The 19,576-nt window shown below is 66.7% G+C and carries 10 protein-coding genes; 2 read left to right on the top strand and 8 right to left on the bottom strand.

What is annotated here, in order from left to right:
- Positions 1-30: 30 nt before the first annotated feature.
- Positions 31-5,040: an NAD-glutamate dehydrogenase domain-containing protein gene (locus EO139_RS14225; RefSeq protein ID WP_126971145.1), complete on the top strand. Its 5,010-nt coding sequence runs from the start codon at positions 31-33 to the stop codon at positions 5,038-5,040.
- A gap of 609 nt (positions 5,041-5,649) precedes the next feature.
- On the opposite strand, the gene EO139_RS14235 is transcribed toward EO139_RS14225, so the two are convergent.
- From EO139_RS14235 to EO139_RS14245, 3 genes are all read right to left on the bottom strand, one after another.
- Positions 5,650-6,651: an NADP-dependent oxidoreductase gene (locus tag EO139_RS14235; RefSeq protein ID WP_126971149.1), complete on the bottom strand. Its 1,002-nt coding sequence runs from the start codon at positions 6,649-6,651 to the stop codon at positions 5,650-5,652.
- 224 nt (positions 6,652-6,875) lie between these two features.
- Positions 6,876-7,664, bottom strand: coding sequence for an SDR family oxidoreductase (locus EO139_RS14240; protein ID WP_119131394.1), 789 nt, complete (start codon positions 7,662-7,664; stop codon positions 6,876-6,878).
- Positions 7,665-7,712: 48 nt separating this feature from the next.
- Positions 7,713-8,795: an alkene reductase gene (locus tag EO139_RS14245; RefSeq protein WP_119131395.1), complete on the bottom strand. Its 1,083-nt coding sequence runs from the start codon at positions 8,793-8,795 to the stop codon at positions 7,713-7,715.
- 131 nt (positions 8,796-8,926) lie between these two features.
- Between EO139_RS14245 and EO139_RS14250 the strand changes: the two genes are divergently transcribed.
- Positions 8,927-9,502, top strand: coding sequence for a TetR family transcriptional regulator (locus tag EO139_RS14250; protein ID WP_119131396.1), 576 nt, complete (start codon positions 8,927-8,929; stop codon positions 9,500-9,502).
- A gap of 91 nt (positions 9,503-9,593) precedes the next feature.
- On the opposite strand, the gene EO139_RS14255 is transcribed toward EO139_RS14250, so the two are convergent.
- From EO139_RS14255 to EO139_RS14275, 5 genes are all read right to left on the bottom strand, one after another.
- On the bottom strand, positions 9,594-11,030 hold the full coding sequence (locus EO139_RS14255) for a DHA2 family efflux MFS transporter permease subunit (RefSeq protein ID WP_119128614.1): 1,437 nt from the start codon (positions 11,028-11,030) through the stop codon (positions 9,594-9,596).
- Between the two features lie 521 nt (positions 11,031-11,551).
- Positions 11,552-12,544, bottom strand: a complete 993-nt coding sequence (locus tag EO139_RS14260) for an HD domain-containing phosphohydrolase (RefSeq protein ID WP_126971151.1) — start codon at positions 12,542-12,544, stop codon at positions 11,552-11,554.
- Between the two features lie 31 nt (positions 12,545-12,575).
- Positions 12,576-16,670 carry a CHASE domain-containing protein gene (locus EO139_RS14265; RefSeq protein WP_126971153.1) on the bottom strand — a complete coding sequence of 1,365 codons (4,095 nt, stop codon included), beginning with the start codon at positions 16,668-16,670 and terminating at the stop codon, positions 12,576-12,578.
- 152 nt (positions 16,671-16,822) lie between these two features.
- Positions 16,823-18,127, bottom strand: a complete 1,305-nt coding sequence (locus tag EO139_RS14270) for a DUF445 family protein (RefSeq protein WP_104647914.1) — start codon at positions 18,125-18,127, stop codon at positions 16,823-16,825.
- A 493-nt stretch (positions 18,128-18,620) separates the two neighbouring features.
- The gene (locus tag EO139_RS14275; protein WP_126971155.1) at positions 18,621-19,478 is read right to left on the bottom strand and encodes a plasmid replication/partition related protein; all 858 of its coding nucleotides are present in this window, start codon (positions 19,476-19,478) and stop codon (positions 18,621-18,623) included.
- Positions 19,479-19,576: the final 98 nt, after the last annotated feature.

Consider the following 19,576-nt stretch of genomic DNA (forward strand, 5'->3'; position numbering starts at 1 on the left):
AGGTTTTCCACCGAGCATCCCAGCGCTCTCATGACAGCCAAGAAAGCTGCTTCGAAATCGTCCACGACGTCGGTCACACCGGTCGCCGAACATGCCGTCCCCGTGCTTGCCACCGCGCCGCAGGCGGTCACCCTGGAGCCGGTCTTTGCCGCGTTGCGCAAGCGCTACCCGGCTGCCCGCCAGTCCGAGGTGCAGCTGTTTGCAGCCGACTTCTACCGGCGCATGGAAGAGGACGAGTTCCCCAACCACCCACCCGAACAGTGGGCGGCCCTGGCGGCCGACATGCTGGAGTTTGCGCGCACGCGCAAGGCCGGCACGGTCAATGTGCGGGTGTTCAACCCGACCCTGAAGAGCCACGGCTACGAGTCGCCGCACACGCTGCTGCAGATCGTCAACGACGACATGCCGTTCCTGGTGGACTCGGTGAGCATGACGCTGTCGGACCTGGGCATCGGCGTGCACGTGCTCGGCCACCCGGTGCTGCGCATCGCGCGCGACAAGGCCGGCAAGCTGACCGCGGTGGGCGAGGGCAAGAGCGAGTCGCTGATGGTGCTGGAGATCGACCGCCAGCCCGCCGACGACATGCCCAAGGTGGAAGCGGCCGTGCGCAAGGTGCTGGCCGAGGTGCGCGCGATCGTGCACGACTGGGCGTCGATGCGCGAAAAGATGGTGATGCTGGCCGATGACCTGGCCACCCGCCGCCTGCCGATGGACGACATCAGCCGCCACGAGGCGCAGGAGTTCCTGCGTTGGGCGGCCGCCGACCACTTCACCTTCTTCGGCTACCGCGAGTACCGCGTGGAGAAGCAGGACGGCCAGGACGTGCTGGCGCCGGTGGAAGAAACCGGCCTGGGCCTGATGCGCGGCCGCGACACCTCGCCGGCGCGCCCGGTGACCACGCTGGCGGCGCATGGCCTGAACACCTCGGCCAAGCTCAAGGACGCGCTGATCCTGACCAAGACCAATGCGCGCTCGCGCGTGCATCGGGTCGGCTACATGGATTACATCGGCATCCTGGAATTCGATGCCAAGGGCCGCATCGTCGGCGAGCAGCGCTTCCTGGGCCTGTTCACCTCCAGCGCCTACAACCGCCGCCCGTGGGAAATTCCGCTGGTGCGGCAGCGCCACGAATACGTGATGAGCAAGTCCGGGCTGACCCCGAGCAGCCACAGCGGCAAGGCACTGCGGCACATTCTGGAGACATTGCCGCGCGAGGAGCTGTTCCAGTCCAACGAGGAAGAGCTGTACCGCACCGCGATCGGCATCCTCGGCCTGCAGGAGCGCGTGCGCAGCCGCATGTTCCTGCGCCGCGACAAGTACAGCCGTTTCATCTCCGCGCTGGTGTACATCCCGCGCGAGCGCTTCAACACCGATGTGCGGCTGCGCATCGAAGCCTTGCTGAAGGAGGCGCTGCACGGCGAATACATCGATTCCAGCGTGGTGCTGGGCGAATCGCCGCTGGCGCAGCTGCACCTGATCGTGCGGCCCAAGAGTGGCGAGGCGCTGGAATTCAACACCACCGAGCTCGAATCGCGGCTGGCGCATCTGCTGCGCAACTGGCGCGATGCCCTGCGCGAGGCGCTGGTGGCGCGGCATGGCGAGGTCAATGGCCTGCGCATGGCCGCCAACTTCGGGCGTGCGTTGCCGGCCGGCTATATCGAAGACTCGTCGATCGAATCGGCGGTGTCCGACGTCGAGCATCTGGCGGCACTGGAAGGCCCGGATGACCTGCATCTGAGCCTGCAGGAGATCCGTCGCGACGACGGCGTGCGGCTGGATGCCGGCGAAGGCCTGCGCCTGAAGCTGTATCGCCAGCTCGACGACATCCCGTTGTCCGATGCGATGCCGATGATGGAGAACCTGGGCCTGCGCGTGATCTCCGAGCGGCCGTACCGGCTGCAGGTCGGCGAGACGCCGGTCTACATCCAGGATTTCGAGGTCGAATCGACCTCCGGCAGGATCAATGCGGCCAACGCCGACGCCGGTTTCGGCGAAGCCTTCGAGCGGATCTGGAGCGGCGATGCCGAGAACGACGGCTTCAACCGCCTGATCCTGGCGGCCGGCCTGCACTGGCGCCAGGTCGCGCTGCTGCGCGGCTATTGCAAGTATCTGCTGCAGACCGCGGTGCCGTTCTCGCAGGCCTACGTCGAGGCGACGTTCACCCGCTATCCGCTGCTGGCGCGCCTGCTGGTGGAACTGTTCGAGGCGCGCTTCGATCCGGCCACCGGCAGCGAGACCAAGGCGCAGATCGTTGCCGGGCAGGAACGCCTGCGCGAGGAACTGTCGGTACTGGCCGGTGGCGACGAGGCCACACTCAAGGCGCTGGAGCCGGTGCTGCAGGCGCGCGGCAGCGACCGCGATGCGCAGCAGGAGGCTGCGCGCGCCACGCTGCTGAAGCTGATGGACCGCGTTTCCAGCCTGGACGAGGACCGCATCCTGCGCAGCTTCATTGGCGTGATCGACGCGACGCTGCGCACCAACTACTACCAGACCGACAAGAGCGGCAAGCACGGGCACTGCATCAGCTTCAAGCTGGATTCTTCGATCGTGCCGGATCTGCCCAAGCCGCGTCCGTACCGCGAGATCTTCGTCTACAGCCCACGGGTGGAAGGCGTGCACCTGCGCTTTGGCGCGGTGGCGCGTGGCGGCCTGCGCTGGTCGGACCGGCGCGAGGATTTCCGCACCGAGGTGCTGGGCCTGGTCAAGGCGCAGATGGTCAAGAACACCGTCATCGTGCCGGTCGGCGCCAAGGGCGGTTTCTACGTCAAGCGCTCGCCGGTGGGCGGCGACCGTGACGCGATCCAGGCCGAAGGCATCGCCTGCTACAAGCTGTTCATCCAGAGCCTGCTCGACATCACCGACAACATCGTCGGCGGCAAGATCGTGCCGCCGCCGCAGGTGGTACGCCATGACCTGGACGACCCGTACCTGGTGGTCGCGGCCGACAAGGGCACCGCCACGTTCTCCGACATCGCCAACGGGCTGGCGCTGGACCACGGCTTCTGGCTGGGCGATGCATTCGCTTCCGGCGGGTCGGTCGGCTACGACCACAAGGGCATGGGCATCACCGCGCGTGGTGCGTGGGAGTCGGTCAAGCGCCACTTCCGCGCGATGGGGCGCGATTGCCAGAGCCAGGATTTCAGCGTGGTCGGCATCGGCGACATGTCCGGCGACGTGTTCGGCAACGGCATGCTGCTCTCAAGGCATATCCGGCTGCTGGCCGCGTTCGATCACCGGCATATCTTCCTGGACCCCAATCCGGATGCCGCCGCTTCGTTCGCCGAGCGCGAGCGCCTGTTCAAGCTGCCGCGTTCCAGCTGGGCCGACTACGAGGCCAAACTGATCAGCGCCGGTGGCGGCATCTATCCGCGCACGCTCAAATCCATCGACATCAGCGCGCCGGTACGCGAGGTGCTGGGCTTGGAATCCAGCGTCAAGCAGCTCTCGCCGAACGAGCTGATGAACGCCATCCTCAAGGCGCCGGTGGACCTGTTCTGGAATGGCGGCATCGGCACCTACGTCAAGGCGTCCAGCGAGTCGCACGCCGATGTGGGCGACCGCGCCAACAACGGCCTGCGCGTCAATGGCGGCGAATTGCGCTGCAAGGTGGTGGGCGAGGGCGGTAACCTCGGCCTGACCCAGCTCGGTCGCATCGAGGCCGCGCAGGCCGGGGTGCTGCTCAACACCGACTTCATCGACAACTCGGCCGGCGTGGACACCTCCGACCACGAGGTGAACATCAAGATCCTGCTCAACGACATGGTGCAGGCCAAGAAGCTCACCTACGACGCGCGCAACACATTGCTCGCATCGATGACCGACGAAGTGGCCGACCTGGTGTTGTGGGACAACTACCGCCAGAACCAGGCGATCAGCCTGATGGAGCGGATGAGCGTCAAGCGCCTGGGCTCCAAGCAGCACTTCATCCGCACGCTGGAACTGCAGGGCCTGCTCGATCGCCAGATCGAGTTCCTGCCCTCCGATGCCGAACTGTCCGCACGCAAGGCACGCGGGCAGGGCTTGTCGCGCCCGGAGCTGTCGGTGCTGTTGTCGTATTCCAAGCTGGTGGCGTTCCAGCAGCTGCTGGAATCGGATATCCCCGAAGACCCGTATCTGTCCAAGGAACTGCAGCGCTACTTCCCGCAGCCGCTGCAGAAGAAGTACGCCGATGCGATGGAGCGTCACCGCCTCAAGCGCGAGATCATCGCCACCGCGGTGACCAACACCACCATCAACCGCATGGGCGCCACCTTCCTGATGCGCATGCAGGAAGACACCGGCCGCAGCATCGCCGAGGTCGCCAAGGCCTATACCATCAGCCGCGAGACGCTGGATGCACGCGCGCTGTGGACGCAGATCGACGCGCTGGACGGCAAGGTGCCCGAGTCGGTGCAGATCGATGCACTGGAAGTGATCTGGCGCCTGCAGCGTTCGTTCGTGCGTTGGCTGCTGCTGCGTCCGGGCCAGATGCCGGGCATCACCGCGGCGGTGGAGCGTTACCACGGCCCGTTCAACGACATCCGGGTCGCTTCCGGCGTGCTGTCGGATGCGCAGCGCCCGCAGTACGAAGCCAGCGTGCAGGAATGGCAGGACAAGGGCCTGCCGCCGCAACTGGCGCAACAGCTGTGCGAGTTGCGTTACCTGGAACCGGCCTTCGACATCATCGAAACCGCGCGCACCCGCAAGCTCAAGCCGGTGGACGTGTCCAAGGTGCATTTCCGCCTGGGCGAAGCGCTGCGCCTGCCGTGGTTGTTCGAGCAGATCGACGCGCTGGAGGTCAACGGCCGCTGGCATGCAGTGGCACGTGGTGTGCTGCGCGATGAACTGGCCGCGCATCAGCGTGCACTGGTGGCGCAGGTGCTGACCCTGCCCGGCAGCAGTGCCGAGGACAAGGTGGCCAACTGGCTGGCACGCGACGATTCCAGCCTGCGCTTCACCCTGGCGATGCTGGCCGATGTGGCCGAGCAGAAGACGCTGGACTACCCGACCGTGTCGGTGGCGGTGCAGCGGTTGGGCCAGTTGGCAGCGCACGGGATGTAATAGTGTGCAGCGAGGTGATGGCGGAGCAGGTGCTTCGTCATCACCCTCATTGCCAGCTGGCAAATGTCGTCGTTTCGCACCAAAGAGCCGCCTTTGGGGGTTGATGCTGCTCAGCTCAAACCAGGCGCATCCAGCACTGCTCTTGCCATGCACACCGACCTTCTCCACTGGCCCTTGCCCGCTTACCGTCGCGGGACCCTGAGCGGCATGGATGCCGCGCCGGAGCCTACATGGACGTACTTGCGGCGTGTCCCGCGATGGTGGGCGGGCAAGGGCCCTGCAGCCAACGCGCAGCGTCGAGGGCGCGGCGTCCTCACCGCTTGCGGGACACGCCGTGAACCCGTCCTTGGGGGCTCGGTGGCGGCATCCATGCCGCCACACGGTCCCGCAACCGGTGAGGACACCGCACCAGACAGTGTGCTGACTGTTTTACTGAAGGCGCTGCAGACACGCCGCAGATGGGGTGCGCTGCAATCAACTGCATATTTTCAGTGCGCATTACAAACATGGACACGTGTTGTGCACTATTGCTGAAACAGTGCGACGGCGCGGTTCGCCGTGTACGGTCTTCTTGTCGCACCCATGGCCCACGGACTTACGTCCGGTGTCTTACTTGATCTTGACGACCACCTTGCCCTTGGCGCGGCCCTGGGCCAGATACTCCAGCGCCTGCTTTGCCTGGTCGAAGCCAAACACCTTGTCGATGACCGGGCGGATGCGTCCGGCTTCGAGCAGTTCGCCGATCTTCGCCAGTTGCGCGCCATCGGGACGCACGAACAGGAAGCCGTAGGCGACGTTGTGCTTGTTCGCCAGGCGGATGATCTTGCGGCTCATCATGGCAAAGACGAATTGCAGCACGACATTCAACCGGCGTGCGCGTGCGAAGGCCGCGTCCAGCGGCCCCACCAGCGACACGATCCTGCCGCCGGGCTTGAGGATGGCGAGCGATTTTTCGATCGTATCGCCCCGCATCGTGCCCAGCGCGATGTCGTAGCCGCGCAGCACGGTCTCGAAGTCCTGTTGCCTGTAATCGACCACCTCGTCTGCGCCAAGGCTGTTCACCAGCGCGACATTGCCGGTGCTGGTGGTGGTGCCGACAGTGGCGCCAAACTGTTTTGCCAGCTGGATCGCGATGGTGCCGATGCCGCCGGAGCCGGCGGGAATGAACACCTTCTGGCCGGGCTGCAGTCCGGCACGTTCCTTCAGGGCCTGCCAGGACGTGAGTGCGACCATCGGCAGCGATGCCGCCTGCACAAACTCCAGATTGGCCGGCTTCAACGCTGCGGCGCCTTCCGGTACCGCGACATACTCGGCGATGGTGCCGCGGCCAAGATCGAACACGCTGGCGAAAATCGCATCGCCCGGCTTGAAGCGGGTGACGCGGCTGCCGACCTCGATGACGATACCGGCCACGTCGCTGCCCAGCGTGGCGGGCAGCTCGAATTTCACCACGGGTTTGAAGATGCCGGTGGGAATCATGTTGTCGATCGGGTTCACGCCCGCGGCATGCACCTCGACCAGCAGTTCGTCGGGCTGCAGCGTCGGGCGGGCCAGCTCGCTGAAGCCGATGCCGGGAGCCTTGCCGTAGCGTTTGAAGGTGAGTGCTTTCATCTGGTTCAGTCCAATGCCGTGGTTGTAGGGATGGGTGGCCGGGTGGGACGCGGGCCCGGCCGCCTTCATCCCTGCGCTGGCAGAGCGATGCCTGCCGCCTGATCGCCACATGGGCCATGTGAATCCATCGAACCCGTGCACGCGTGCGGCTGCGTGCCGTCTCCATGCAGGTCCGCAGCGCTCACCGTGGCGAGCGCTGCGGGGCAGCAGCGTCGTTCGGCCGGTCAGGCTGCCGGCTGATAACGCTCGGCGGCGTTCGCCTGCCGGATGTCCGACAGCAAGCCCTGGCGCGCACCATCCAGTGCGTCCCAACGTTCTGCCACGTGCAACGGCGGAATGGTGACCAGCTCGCGGCGATCGAAGCCGACCAGCGCGGCGTCGACCAGTTCGCCCACGTCCATCAGGTCGCTGAGCGTGTTGACGTCGATACCGGCGCGTCCCCAGATCTCGGTGCGCGTGCCGGCCGGCAATACGGCCTGCACATACACGCCCTTGGCGCCCAGCTCCAGGTGCAGCCCCTGCGACAGGAACAGCACGAAGGCCTTGGTGGCGCCATAGACGCTCATGCCGAATTCCGGAGCGAAACCCACCACCGAGCCGAGGTTGACGATCGCGCCGCTGCCGGACTGTGCAAAGCGCGGCGCAACGGCGGCGGACAGGCGCGTCAACGCGGTGACATTGAGCGCGATCAGGCGGTCGACCGCCGCGGCGTCCTGCTGCAGGATGCCGCCGGACTGCGCCATGCCGGCGTTGTTGATCAGGATGCCGATCTGCGCATCCTCGCGCAGGCGGGTTTCCACCGCGGCCAGATCGGCGGCCTGGGTCAGGTCGGCCTGCAGCACATCGACGCTGACGCCATGTGCATCGCGCAGACGCGCAGCCAGCGCATCCAGGCGGGCCTTGTCGCGTGCGACCAGTACCAGGTCATGGCCGCGTTGCGCGAAGCGCTCGGCGTAGACGGCGCCGATGCCGGTGGAGGCGCCGGTGATGAGGACAGCGGGAAGCGTGGACATGCAAGATTCCTTGATGAGAGTGGATGCAGGACGCCAGGCGAGACAGCCTCAGCCGGCGAGGGACGGGTAGTCGATATAGCCTTCGGCGCCACCGCCGTAGAGGGTGGCCGGATTCAACGGCGCCAGCGCTGCGCCGGTTCGCAGGCGCTGGACCAGGTCCGGGTTGCTGATGAACGGGCGGCCGAACGCCACCAGGTCGATGTTGCCTGCGCGCACCTGGGCGTTGGCCAGGTCCAGGTCGTAGCCGTTGTTGGCCAGGTAGGTGCGGGTGAACTTGCTGCGCAGCGCGGCATAGTCGAACGGGGCCGCATCGCGCGGGCCGCCGGTCGCACCTTCGACCACATGCAGGTACACGATGCCCAGCGCGTCGAGTTGCTCGGCGATGTAGTCGTATTGCGGCTGCGGATCGCTGCCGGAAATGCCGCTTGCCGGCGATACCGGCGAGATGCGCACGCCGGTGCGATCGGCGCCAATCTGCTCGCTCACTGCGGCGACCACCTCCAGCAACAGGCGCGCGCGGTTTTCGATCGAGCCGCCATAGGCATCGGTGCGCTGGTTGGCGCCGTCCTTGATGAACTGCTCCAGCAGGTAGCCATTGGCGCCGTGGATTTCGACGCCGTCGAAGCCGGCGGCAATCGCATTGGCCGCGGCCTGGCGGAAGTCGTCGACGATGCCCGGCAGTTCGTGCAGCTCCAGCGCGCGTGGTTCGGAGACATCGGCAAAGCCGTTGTTGACGAACACCTTGGTCGCCGCGCGGATCGCCGACGGCGCAACCGGTGCCGCGCCGCCCGGCTGCAGGTCGACATGCGACACCCGGCCGACGTGCCACAGCTGCACGAAGATGCGCCCGCCGTTGGCATGCACGGCGTCGGTGACCGCGCGCCAGGCGGCAATCTGCCCGGGCGTGTACAGGCCGGGGGTGTCCTGGTAGCCCTGGGCCTGGGGCGAGACCTGGGTGGCCTCGGTAATCAGCAGGCCGGCCGAGGCGCGCTGGGCGTAATAGGTGGCTGCCAGTGCGGTCGGCACCAGGCCGGCGCCCGCACGGTTACGGGTCAGCGGCGCCATCACGATGCGGTTGGCCAGGGTCAGCGTGCCCAGTGCATAGGGTTCGAACAGCGAAGGGTGGGTCATTGACGGGGCTCGGACAGCAGGAAGTGGCAAAGATTACGATCAAAATCTAAGATGTCAACACTTTGATGTCGGTCAACATCAATGTACGCTCTCGCTTTCCCATGTCCGCATCACCACGGAGTGTCCCAACGATGAAAGTGACCAAGGCACAGGCACAGGCGAACCGGGCGCACGTCGTCGAGACGGCCTCGGTGCTGTTTCGCGAGCGCGGTTATGAAGGGATCGGCATCGCCGATCTGATGGCCGCTGCAGGTTTCACCCACGGTGGCTTCTACAAGCAGTTCCGCTCCAAGGCGGACCTGATGGCCGAGTCGGCGGCCTGCGGCCTGGCCAATACCGCCGCGCAGACCGAGCAGGTGGACAAGGCGGATTTCGTGATGTCGTATCTGTCGCGCGAACATCGCGACAGCCCTGCCACCGGCTGCACGATGGCTGCGCTGGGTGCCGATGCCGCGCGCCAGCCGGAGGAAGTGCGCGATGCGTTTGCTGCCGGGGTCGAGAACCTGTTGGCAACGCTCGACCGCAGCGGGGCTGCGCCCGGCACTGCGCAGGCTGCGGCCGAGCGCGCCAGCAACCTGGGCATGATGGCGCATGCCATCGGCGCCATCGTGCTGTCGCGGGCGTGCCCGAACGCCTCGCCGCTGGCCGACGAAATCATTGCGGTGTGTCGCGACCAGATCCTGTCGTCGCTGCAGCCATCCAATTGACCGGGGTGGGCTGTCCACCGGCGTTTTGCTGCTGACGCGTGCCGATTCCAGGTCACGCTCGCGCAGGTCCGCCGGCTGCGCGGTGGTGGTGTCAGCCGCTCGACGCCCGGTGCCCGCTCATTTCCTGCCCGGCATCCTTGTCGAAACGCAGGTGCCACCAGGTGGCGCTGAGCGAGATCAGGCTCACCACGCAGAACGCCAGCGAGAAATCGCGTTGCTGCGGTTGCAGATGATCGCCGGCCAGCATCGCCAGTTTGAGGATCATTGCGCCGGCGCAGACGCCAACCGAGAGCATCAGTTGCTGCAAGGTGGTGTACAGGCTGCTGGCGCGGCTCATGCGCGATGTGGGCACGTTTTCGTAGGCGATGGTGTTGTAGGCGGCGAACTGGAACGACATGAAGGCGCCGCAGCACAGCAGCAGGCCGAACATCAGCGCCGGCGGCCAGTCGGGCCGGAACAACGCACACACCATGTAGCCCAGGCTGGCGAGCACGCCGTTGCCGATCAGGCTGTTGCGATAGCCGAAGCGGCGCAGCAACTGCGGGGTGATGCTGCGCATCAGCAGTGCGCCGAGTGCGGTGGCCAGGATCAGGCGGCCGCTGTGCGCGGCGCTCATGCCGAAGCCGATCTGGAACAGCAGCGGCAGCAGGAATGGATGCGCGCCCTGGGTGATGCGCATCAGCGCACCGCCGATCACCGATAGGCGGAACGAGTCGATCCGCAGCAGGCTCAGGTCCAGCAGCGGAGCAGGGTGGTGGCGGGCATGCCACAGATACCCCAGCGCTGCGCTGGCGCCTATGGCCAGCAGCCAGCTCGCGGTGCCGATGCCGTCCTGCTGGCTGACCATTTCCAGGCCGAACAACAGACAACCCAACGCGGTGCCGCACAGCACGAAACCGCGCAGATCGAAGCGGGCCGGGGCCGACTCGGTGGGGATTTCCGGGATGAAACGGCGCACCAGCAGGAAACCGGCCACGCCGATCGGCACGTTGATGTAGAAGATCCAGCGCCAATCCAGGTACGAGACGAACAATCCGCCCAGCGGCGGGCCGAGCATCGGGCCGATGAAGGCCGGCACCAGCGTCCAGGCCATGGCCGACACCAGATGGCGGCGTTCGACGGTGCGCAGCAGGATCAGCCGGCCGAGCGGGGCCATCATCGCGCCGCCGGCGCCTTGCAGCACGCGCGCGGCGACCATGGTGGGCAGGCTGTCGGCCAGCGAACACAGGATCGAGCCGCCGACGAACACCCAGATCGACGCGCCGAACACGCGGCGCAGGCCGAAGCGGTCGGCGATCGCGCCGCTGGCCGGGATCAGTACCGCCAGCGCCAGCAGGTAGCTGGTCATGGCGATGCTCATTGCCGGCGCGGCAACGCCGAAGTCGCGTGCCAGGGTCGGCAACGCGGTTGCCAGCACGGTGGCATCCATCTGCTCCATGAAGATGGCGCAGGCCAGGATCAGCGAGATGATGCGGTAATCGGGATAACGCGGCGGCGTGACGCCGGCCTCGGACACGCTGGAGGACATCGGACTCTCGGTTGCGGGGCCGCAGCGGTGGCGCACAGATGGCGATCGGGCCGGCCCGCGTCGCACGGTGTTGTGCGGCGCAACATGGGTATTGTCCGCCGCTGCGCAGCGGGGTTCAAGCGTGCGGGGGTAACAGTGCGTGTGTCTGGAGGTGGATGCGCCGGAGCTGTTCCAGGACGCTGAGGGATCTGCGCTGGTGCCCGGATCGCCGTCAGCGTTGTTGCGGGTGGCTGATTGGTGTGGCGAGTCGGTCGCCAGCAGGCTGGGCGTCCCCCTCATCCGGCGCTACGCGCCACCTTCTCCCGGGGGGAGAAGGGAAGCAACGGCGCGCATCTTTCTTCCGACCGGCACCTTTCTCCCGGCCGGAGAAGGAAGCACCGGCACCCATCCTTCTCCCGACCGGCGCCGTTATCCCGGCCGGAGAAGGGATGCATTGGCGCTCGTCTTTCTCCCCGACCGGAGAAGAACAGCTCCCTGTTGGTGCGAGATGCCGGGAGCGGCCGTAGCGCGCATTGTGTGGATCAACGCTGTGCGGCCGGATCGTCCCAGGCGTCCATGATCTGCAGGATCTGCGGCAATGCCTCGCGAAAATGCTGCACCAGGCGCGGCTCCAGTTGCTTGCCGGCCATGCTGTCGAGCTTGCGCATGGCGTCGTCCACCGTCCATGGCGCCTTGTAGGCGCGCCGTCCGCACAGCGCATCGAACACATCGGCCACCGCCACGATGCGCGCCGATTCGGGAATGGCATCGCCGACCAGGCCCGTGGGATAGCCGCTGCCGTCCCAGCATTCGTGGTGATGCAGGGCAATCTCCGCAGCCAGCTGAAACACCGGCCCGCGACCGTGTCGCAGCAGGGCGTGGCCGACCTGCGGATGCTGGCGCACCACCGAGCGTTCGTGTTCGTCCAGCGTATCGGACGGGTGCAGCAGGCCGCCGGGTGCCGCGATCTTGCCGGCGTCGTGCAGGGGCGCGGCATCCTGCAGCAACTGCGCCCGTTGCGCCGGCCAGCCGATCCTTTCGGCCAGCACCCGCGCATAGGCGGCCATGCGCCAGATATGTGCGCCGGTGTCGGCATCCTGGCCCTGCCCGGCGGTGCCGAGCAGATGGATCGCATCGCGGTATTGCTGGGCCAGCCGCGCGTTTTCGGCCAGCTTCAACTGGGTGGCGATGCGGACCTTGAGCAGGGCGGGCGAGTAGGGCTTGCTGACGTAGTCGGCCGCGCCCGCTTCCAGGCCTGTGCGCTCGTCGTGCTCGCTGTTGCGCGAGGTCACGAACAGGATCGGGATGGCCGCGCTGGCCGGTTGCTGCTTGAGCGTGCGCGCCACCGCATAGCCGTCCATGTCCGGCAGCTCGACATCCAGCAGGATCAACGACGGCATGTGGCGGATCACCGCCTCCAGCGCTTCGCGGCCGGACTTGGCGAACACCAGCGGGAACTCGTCGCGCAGCAACTGGCGCAGGGTGGCCAGGTTGCTGGATTCGTCGTCGACACACAGCAGGGGACGATGCGCCATGAAGACTCCTTGCGACCTGCGTGGCGACCGGTCAGTGCAGGTGAGTGGCTTGCCAGTCGCGCAGCGTGGCCTCGGCGCGACGGAAGTCGAAATCATCCACCGCACGCTGCAGTCCTTCCTGCAGGGTGCGCGGCAGGCGCGGCGCGCAGATCAGCAGCGCGTGGTCGATCCTGTCGGCATCGTCGCTGCCCAGGGCCGCTTCCAGGATCTGCACGCTGTCTGCGTCCAGCGCGACCGCATCGTCACTTGCCGCCTCGGCGCTGCTGGCGTGTTGCAGGAAGGCGTGGATCGCGGCGGTGGTGCGCTGCATGGTGTCCTTGAGCGCGATCAGCGCCGAGGTGATGTCGTGGCCTTCCTCGATGCGGGTCTCCAGATCGCTGGCGGCACCGGCCAGGGCCGGCAAGGCCAGCGACCCGGCTGCGCCACGCAGCTTGTGCGCCAGCGCGCCGATCGCCGGCAGCTCATTGCGGCGCAGATGCTCGGCTGCGGTCTCGGCCGGGTCGGGGTTGTCGCGCAGCAGTTTGAGCAGATAGCGCTCGTACGGCTCGCGCTCGCGCCACAGGCTGCGCGCACGCGCCGCATCCAGCACCTCCGGGTCGGCATGTTCCCATTCGGGGCCGGCATGGACGTCGGCTTCGTGCGGCAGCGAGGGGATGCGCCGCACGCCGGGCTGCAGGAAATGGCGGATGGCGGTGACCAGTTCCTCCACATTGAAGGGCTTGGCGATGAAACCGTTCATGCCGGCTTCCAGCGCCTTCTCCTGTTGCGGGCGAAAGGCGCCGGCGGTCAGCGCGATCACCGGCAGGCTGGCCAGCGCCGGGATCTGCCGCAGCCGCCGCGTGGCTTCGTAGCCATCGACCACCGGCATCTGCACGTCCATCAACACCAGCTGGAACAGCTCCGGGGCGCGCTTGAGCGTGTTGACGGCCTGCTCGCCATCGTGGGCGACCGTGACCATGGCGCCTTCGCCCTCGAGAATGCGCTGGGCCACTTCGCAGTTGATCTCGCTGTCGTCCACCAGCAGCAGATGCGCGCCTTCGAGGCGGCGCGCCACGAAGGTGGGCGTCACCGGCCGGGCGCCGGGGCGTGCGTCGACCAGTTGCTCCATCAGCCGGTGCAGCGCTGCACTGGTGACCGGCTTGGTCATGACCGCATCCAGATCCTGTTGCTCCGGGTGCTGTTCAAGCAGGCGGCGCTCGTACGCGGTGACCATGACGATCACCGGATGCGGGCCGGGCACGGCGCGCGCGCGGATCTGCCGCGCGATCGCGACCCCGTCGATATCGGGCATGCGCCAGTCGAGCAGGAAGATGTCGTAGGGCTCGCTGGCCTGTTCGATCGCCTGCAAGGCGGCCTGGCCGCTGGCGACCGCATCCACGCGCCAGCCGAGTTCGGTGGCGATGCGCACCAGGTTGTTGAGCGCGGCATCGTGGTCGTCGGCGATCAAGACGCGCGGCATCGCTTCGGGCGGCAGCGCGGGCAGCTCGCGCTGGGCCGGCGGCGGGGCCGCTTTTTCCAGCGTGATCACGAAATAGAACTCGCTGCCGCGGCCGGGCACGCTTTCCACTTCCAGCTCGCCGCCCATCAACTCGATCAGGCGCCGGCTGATGGTCAGGCCCAGGCCGCTGCCACCGTAACGCCGGCTGGTGGAGGTGTCGGCCTGCAGGAACGGCGAGAAGATCAGGCTCTGCTTTTCCTTGGAGATGCCGATGCCGGTGTCGCGCACCGAGAACAACAGCTTGAACTTGTTCGGATCGCCGCTGGGGAAGCGCCGTACCGACAGCACCACTTCGCCCTGCTCGGTGAACTTGATCGCGTTGCCGACCAGGTTGACCAGCACCTGGTTGATGCGCAGCGCATCGCCGAGCAACCAGCGGCAGTCGCGCGGCAGCGGTTCGACGATCATTTCCACCGGTTTGGTGCTGAGCGAGGAACGCATCAGGTCGGCGATGTTGTCAAACAGTTGATTGAGGTCGAACGGTGCGCGTTCCAGGTCGATGCGCCCGGCCTCGATCTTGGAGAAGTCCAGGATGTCGTTGATGATTTCCAGCAACGAGCGCGCGGAGCGATCGATCTTGGTCACCATGTCCTGCGCCGCAGCGGGCAGTTCGCTGCGCTGCAGCAGGTACAGCATGCCCAGGATCGCGTTCATCGGCGTGCGGATTTCATGGCTCATGTTGGCCAGGAAATCGGACTTGGACTGGTTGGCGCTCTTGGCCGCGTCCATCGCCAGGCGCAGTTGTTTCTCGTGCAGTTTCTGCTCGGTCAGATCCACCGCCATGCCCAGGTAGCCGATCACCTGGTCGTTGTCGTCGCGCAGCGTGCTCAGGGTCAGCAGCACCGGCAGGCGGCGGCCTTCGTGGCTGACGTAGGTCCATTCGCTGGTGTCGCTGCGGCCCAGGCTGGTCAGCGCGGCGATCGCCTCCAGGGTGTGCGCCACCGGCGCGCCGGTCTGCTCGGAGAGCATGTGCGCGCGCTGCTGCAGTTCCTCGGGCTCGATGAACTGGCCGGCCTTGCGGCGGCCGATCACCTCGTCGGCGTTGTAGCCCAGCAGTTTTTCCGCGGCACGATTGAACAGCGTGACAAAGCCAGCGGAGTCGGTGGCGATGATGGCAAAGCCGGCATGCGCCAGAATCGCCCGATGCAGCGCGGAGAACTTCATCAGTTCGCTGGTGCGTTCGGCGACCTGATGTTCGAGCGATGCGTTGAGCGCGACGATGCGCTGGTGCGACCGCACCCGCTCGGAGATGTCGCGGAAGAAATGCGAATGCCCACTCAGGGTGTCGTTACGTTCGATGATCGGGGCCTTGCTGGCCAGTACATGCACCAGATGCCCGTCGCGATGGCGCATGCTTTGCGCCGCGGAGGCATCGACCGACTGGTGTTCGTCGGCGTGCGCGATGTCGGCAATCGCATACGGCTGCGGCGACAGCAGCATCGTCAGGTTCTGGCCGATCGCCTCGTCCGCGCTGTAGCCGAACATCGCTTCGGCAGCGGGATTCCAGTGGGTGATGTCTCCGTCCGGGGTTTCGGCGACGATGGCTTCGCTGGAATGGCTGACCAGCGCCGCCAGCTCCATCTGCTTGCGCAGCACTTCCTCGCGCCGCAGTCCATTGCTGAAATACAGCACCAGCAATGCCGCAAGCAGCACCGACACGCCCAGCACCAGGCCGCCCATCAGCCATGGCGAGGTCTGGTTGAGCGAGGCCAGGAAGCTGGCGGTGGGGTGGGCGGTGATGATCCAGGTGCGGCCGTAGATCTGCAGCTGCTGGATCACCGGCGGGCGACTTGCGCTGTCGCTGGACGGCGTGCCGCTGCGGTAGAAATTGTGGGTGGGCTCGTTCCTGTCGGACAGGTCCAGTGCCAGGTCGTCGCGCTCGCCCAGGGTGCTTTGCACCATCTGCTCGACGCTGAAGGGCGCATACACCCAGCCGCTGGTGGCGGCCATGCGCTGCTGCGGCGTCTGCAGCGGCATGCCTTCGCGATAGACGGCCAGCAGCACCAGAAATCCGCTCTCGCTGGGAATGCGATAACCGGACAGCGAGATCGGCGAGGTCATGATAGGCAGGCCGCTGCGCGCGGCCTGCAGTGCAGCGGCGCGGCGACGTGGCTCGGAGGCGATGTCCAGGCCGATCGGACGGTTGCCCGAGGACTCCGGCTCGAAATACAGCACGATGTAGCGCTCGCCGTCCCAGGGCTCCAGCGGCCGGCGCTTGATGTCCGGTGCGCCGTCGGCACGGGCGGCCTGCAGGAAGGCCTCTTCGTCGGCGGGCGCGACGCGATGGATGTAGCCGTAGCCCAGCACGCCGGGGAACTCGCGCGTGTAATCGCGCGAGCGGCTGTACAGGGTGAAGCGGTCGCGACTGATGATCTCCTTGCCGGCGCCGATCACCGCGCCGCGCGCGCCGCGCAGCCCGTGTTCGAAGGTATACATGCGCTCGCTGATATTGCGGGTCAGCGTGCGCACGACGTAGTTGAAACGCTGCTCGCGCTCCAGGTCGTTATGTCGCTGCAGCGACAGGCCGGCGAAAATGGCGGCAATCAAACCTGCGGCGAGAATCAGCAGGGCTCCGATCGACGCACGGCGCCCGTATTTCCTGCGCAGATCCCAGCGGCCATTCGGCATTTGTGTCCCTTTGCCTTGCCTGTTGCGTGCCCGGTGTGCTGACCGACAGTGAGGTCGGCTTCGTGGTGGCGCCTGACGATCATCAGAATGCGTGCGGTCTTCCCCGTGTCTGCACGTGCTTCCGGTGGGCGATCAACGTCATTGCCAATGCATCAGAACGCCAGCCAGATCGATAATGCGTGAAGGGCAAGACCGATCAGTCCGCCCACCAGCGTTCCATTGAACCGAATGTATTGCAGATCGCGTCCGACACCCAATTCCAATTGTTCGACGAGGTGACGTTCGTCCCAACTTTTCACCGTCGACGCAATATGCTCGGTCACCGATGCGCGCAAGCGCGTGGTGAGTTTGTCGGCCGCCTGCAACATGTGCTGGTTGAGCGCTTCACGCAGCGAGGGATCCTGCGACAACGCCTGGCCGAGCGATTGCATGGAACGCTCCATGTGCGCGGCCATCGATGATTCCTCTCGCGCCAGGTCGTTGCGCAGCGCATCGCGGATCTCGCCCCACAGCCCTTGCACGTAGTCCTGCAGGGCCGGATGCTCGATCGCGCGCTGCTTGAGCTCTTCCACGCGCTCGGCCATTGCCGGCTCGTCGCGCAGGCGCGCGATGTAGCGTTGCAGCCACGCTTCATAGTCGAGCCTGATTGGATGCTCGGGCGTCTTGAGGATGTCCTGCAACTCCTCGATCGCCGCACGCGCCATGCGGTCGGCCAGGCTGTCGCCGATCTCTTCGATCGGCTTGACCCAGTTCACCGTGCCGACCAGCTTGGGCCACTCGCGCCGCGCGTAGCGCACGATCAACGCCGAGGCGCGCGTCTTGACCTGCTCCTGGTCCAGCCACTCGCCCAGGCGCAGCAGCACCTCGTCCAGCAATTTCTGGTGCCGGCCATCGGTGGTGAGCAGCGCCATGATATCGCCGACGGTGGCGGCGGCATTCCACTTGCGCAGACGGTCGACCACGAAGCGCTGGATCGCGCGGCGCACCGCAGCCTCGTCCAGCAGCTCCAACGCCTGCAGCATCCAGCTGCGCGCCATCTGCGCGAGCATGCGCGCCTGCTCGGGTTTGGCCAGCCATTCGCCGAGGCGGCTGGCCGGGTCGAACACGCGCAGTTTGTCCATCAACGCATCCGGGGCGAGGAACTGGTCGCGCACGAACACCGCCAGGCCATCTGCCAGACGGTCCTTGCCGCGCGGCAGGATGGCGGTATGCGGGATCGGCAGGCCCATCGGGCGGCGGAACAAGGCCACCACCGCGAACCAGTCGGCCAATGCGCCGACCGTGGCCGCTTCGCAGAAGGCCGAGACCCAGGCCCAGACGCCTTGTTCGCCCATCAGGTGGCTGACGACGAAGCCGGCGAACATGGCCAGCAGCAGGGCCACCGCCAACAGCTTCATGCGCTGCAGCTGGGCACGACGGGGATCGACGGGACGGGGAGTGCTGAGACTGGGTTCCATGTCCGAAGTGTACCCAGTCGCCGGAGCAGGGCATGTCCACGGCGCGCGTCATCGGTTCGGTAGGAGCGCGCCTGAGCGCGATGGCGTTACCGGGAAAGCCGTGTCGCGCCCGGGTGCGCTCCTACGGGTGGTTGCAGCGATCGCGTTCGCCATTCGCGCAGCGTCAGATCGTTTTGTAGGAGCGCGCCTGAGCGCGATGGCGTTGCCGGGAAAGCCGTGTCGCGCCCGGGTGCGCTCCTACGGGTGGTTGCAGCGATCGCGTTCGCCATTCGCGCAGCAGCCGATCGTTTTGTAGGAGCGCGCCTGAGCGCGATGGGGTTACCGGGAAAGCCGCGTCGCGCCCGGGTGCGCTCCTACGGGTGGTTGCAGCGATCGTGGTCGCCATTCGCGCAGCGTCAGATCGTTTTGTAGGAGCGCGCCTGAGCGCGATGGCGTTACCGGGACAGCCCGGTCGCGCCCGGGTGCGCTCCTACGGTGATGCACTATCGGGTACTCAGCCGCGCAGGCGCTCCAGCTGTGATTGCAGCGCGGTCACCTTGGCCTGCAGCGCGGCGTTTTCGTTTTCCAGTTCGGTCACGCGGCGTTGCAGGGCTTTCACATCGCGGCGTTCGGCTTCGCCGCCTTCGGCCTCGTCGGGCCTGGGTTTGCGCTTGGCGTCGCGCACGCGCTTGGCCGCCTGTTTGAGCTCGGCCTTGCCGGCCTGCGCGGCGGCGCGTTGCTCGTCCTCGGACAGGGTGGCCACGGCAGCGGCGGCGCTGATGGAAATCTCGCCGGCCTTGACCGCCTGCACCACTTCCGGGGCGGCCTGTTTGTGGATGCGCTCGATCATCACCACCTGGTTGTTGCTCAGGCGGGCCTCGCGCGCCAGCTCGGCGCGGCTGACCGGGGTGGAGGTCTCTTCCCACGGCGGGCTGTCGCTGCCGGCGGCGGCCTGGACGGTGCCGTGGTCGATGCCGGCGGCGGGCTGGTCATCGTCGGTGACCACCGTCGCTTCCGCCGCGGCGTCGGCATCGCGCTGGCTGCGCTGGCGCGCGGCCAGGATCTCGCGCTTGCGCAGCGCCAGCACGCCACGCTGGAAGTCCGACACGCTGCGCCGGCCCAGGTGCTGCTCGATCATCCACAGGTGCACGTCCTGCATCGACTGGAAGCGCGGGTTCTGCACAGTCTGGAACGGCAGGCCGTGCTTCTGGCAGATGCCGTAGCGGTTGTGGCCATCCACCAGCACCTCGCCCCACAGCACCAGTGCATCGCGGCAGCCCTCGGCCAGCAGGCTGCGCTCCAGCGCCTCGTGCTCGTCGGGCGTCAGCGGGTCGATGTAGGCCTTGAGTTCTTCTTTGACAACGATGTTCATGCGGCAACTGCGGGGAAGTGCGGGGCCGGCATTGTAGTGAGCCTGCTCCGGCTTTGCGCGCTTGACCGGGCTACGCGCGGACGGTACACGCGGGCGCC

It is taken from the genome of Xanthomonas sp. BRIP62411, from assembly GCF_003993525.1.
Classification (GTDB): Bacteria; Pseudomonadota; Gammaproteobacteria; order Xanthomonadales; family Xanthomonadaceae; genus Xanthomonas; species Xanthomonas euroxanthea.

What these genes read in the sequence shown, in the direction of transcription:
- EO139_RS14225 (WP_126971145.1), top strand. Translation starts at nt 31, where the DNA reads ATGACAGCCAAGAAAGCTGCTTCGAAATCGTCCACGACGTCGGTCACA.
- EO139_RS14235 (WP_126971149.1), bottom strand. Translation starts at nt 6,651, where the DNA reads ATGAAAGCACTCACCTTCAAACGCTACGGCAAGGCTCCCGGCATCGGC.
- EO139_RS14240 (WP_119131394.1), bottom strand. Translation starts at nt 7,664, where the DNA reads ATGTCCACGCTTCCCGCTGTCCTCATCACCGGCGCCTCCACCGGCATC.
- EO139_RS14245 (WP_119131395.1), bottom strand. Translation starts at nt 8,795, where the DNA reads ATGACCCACCCTTCGCTGTTCGAACCCTATGCACTGGGCACGCTGACC.
- EO139_RS14250 (WP_119131396.1), top strand. Translation starts at nt 8,927, where the DNA reads ATGAAAGTGACCAAGGCACAGGCACAGGCGAACCGGGCGCACGTCGTC.
- EO139_RS14255 (WP_119128614.1), bottom strand. Translation starts at nt 11,030, where the DNA reads ATGTCCTCCAGCGTGTCCGAGGCCGGCGTCACGCCGCCGCGTTATCCC.
- EO139_RS14260 (WP_126971151.1), bottom strand. Translation starts at nt 12,544, where the DNA reads ATGGCGCATCGTCCCCTGCTGTGTGTCGACGACGAATCCAGCAACCTG.
- EO139_RS14265 (WP_126971153.1), bottom strand. Translation starts at nt 16,670, where the DNA reads ATGCCGAATGGCCGCTGGGATCTGCGCAGGAAATACGGGCGCCGTGCG.
- EO139_RS14270 (WP_104647914.1), bottom strand. Translation starts at nt 18,127, where the DNA reads ATGGAACCCAGTCTCAGCACTCCCCGTCCCGTCGATCCCCGTCGTGCC.
- EO139_RS14275 (WP_126971155.1), bottom strand. Translation starts at nt 19,478, where the DNA reads ATGAACATCGTTGTCAAAGAAGAACTCAAGGCCTACATCGACCCGCTG.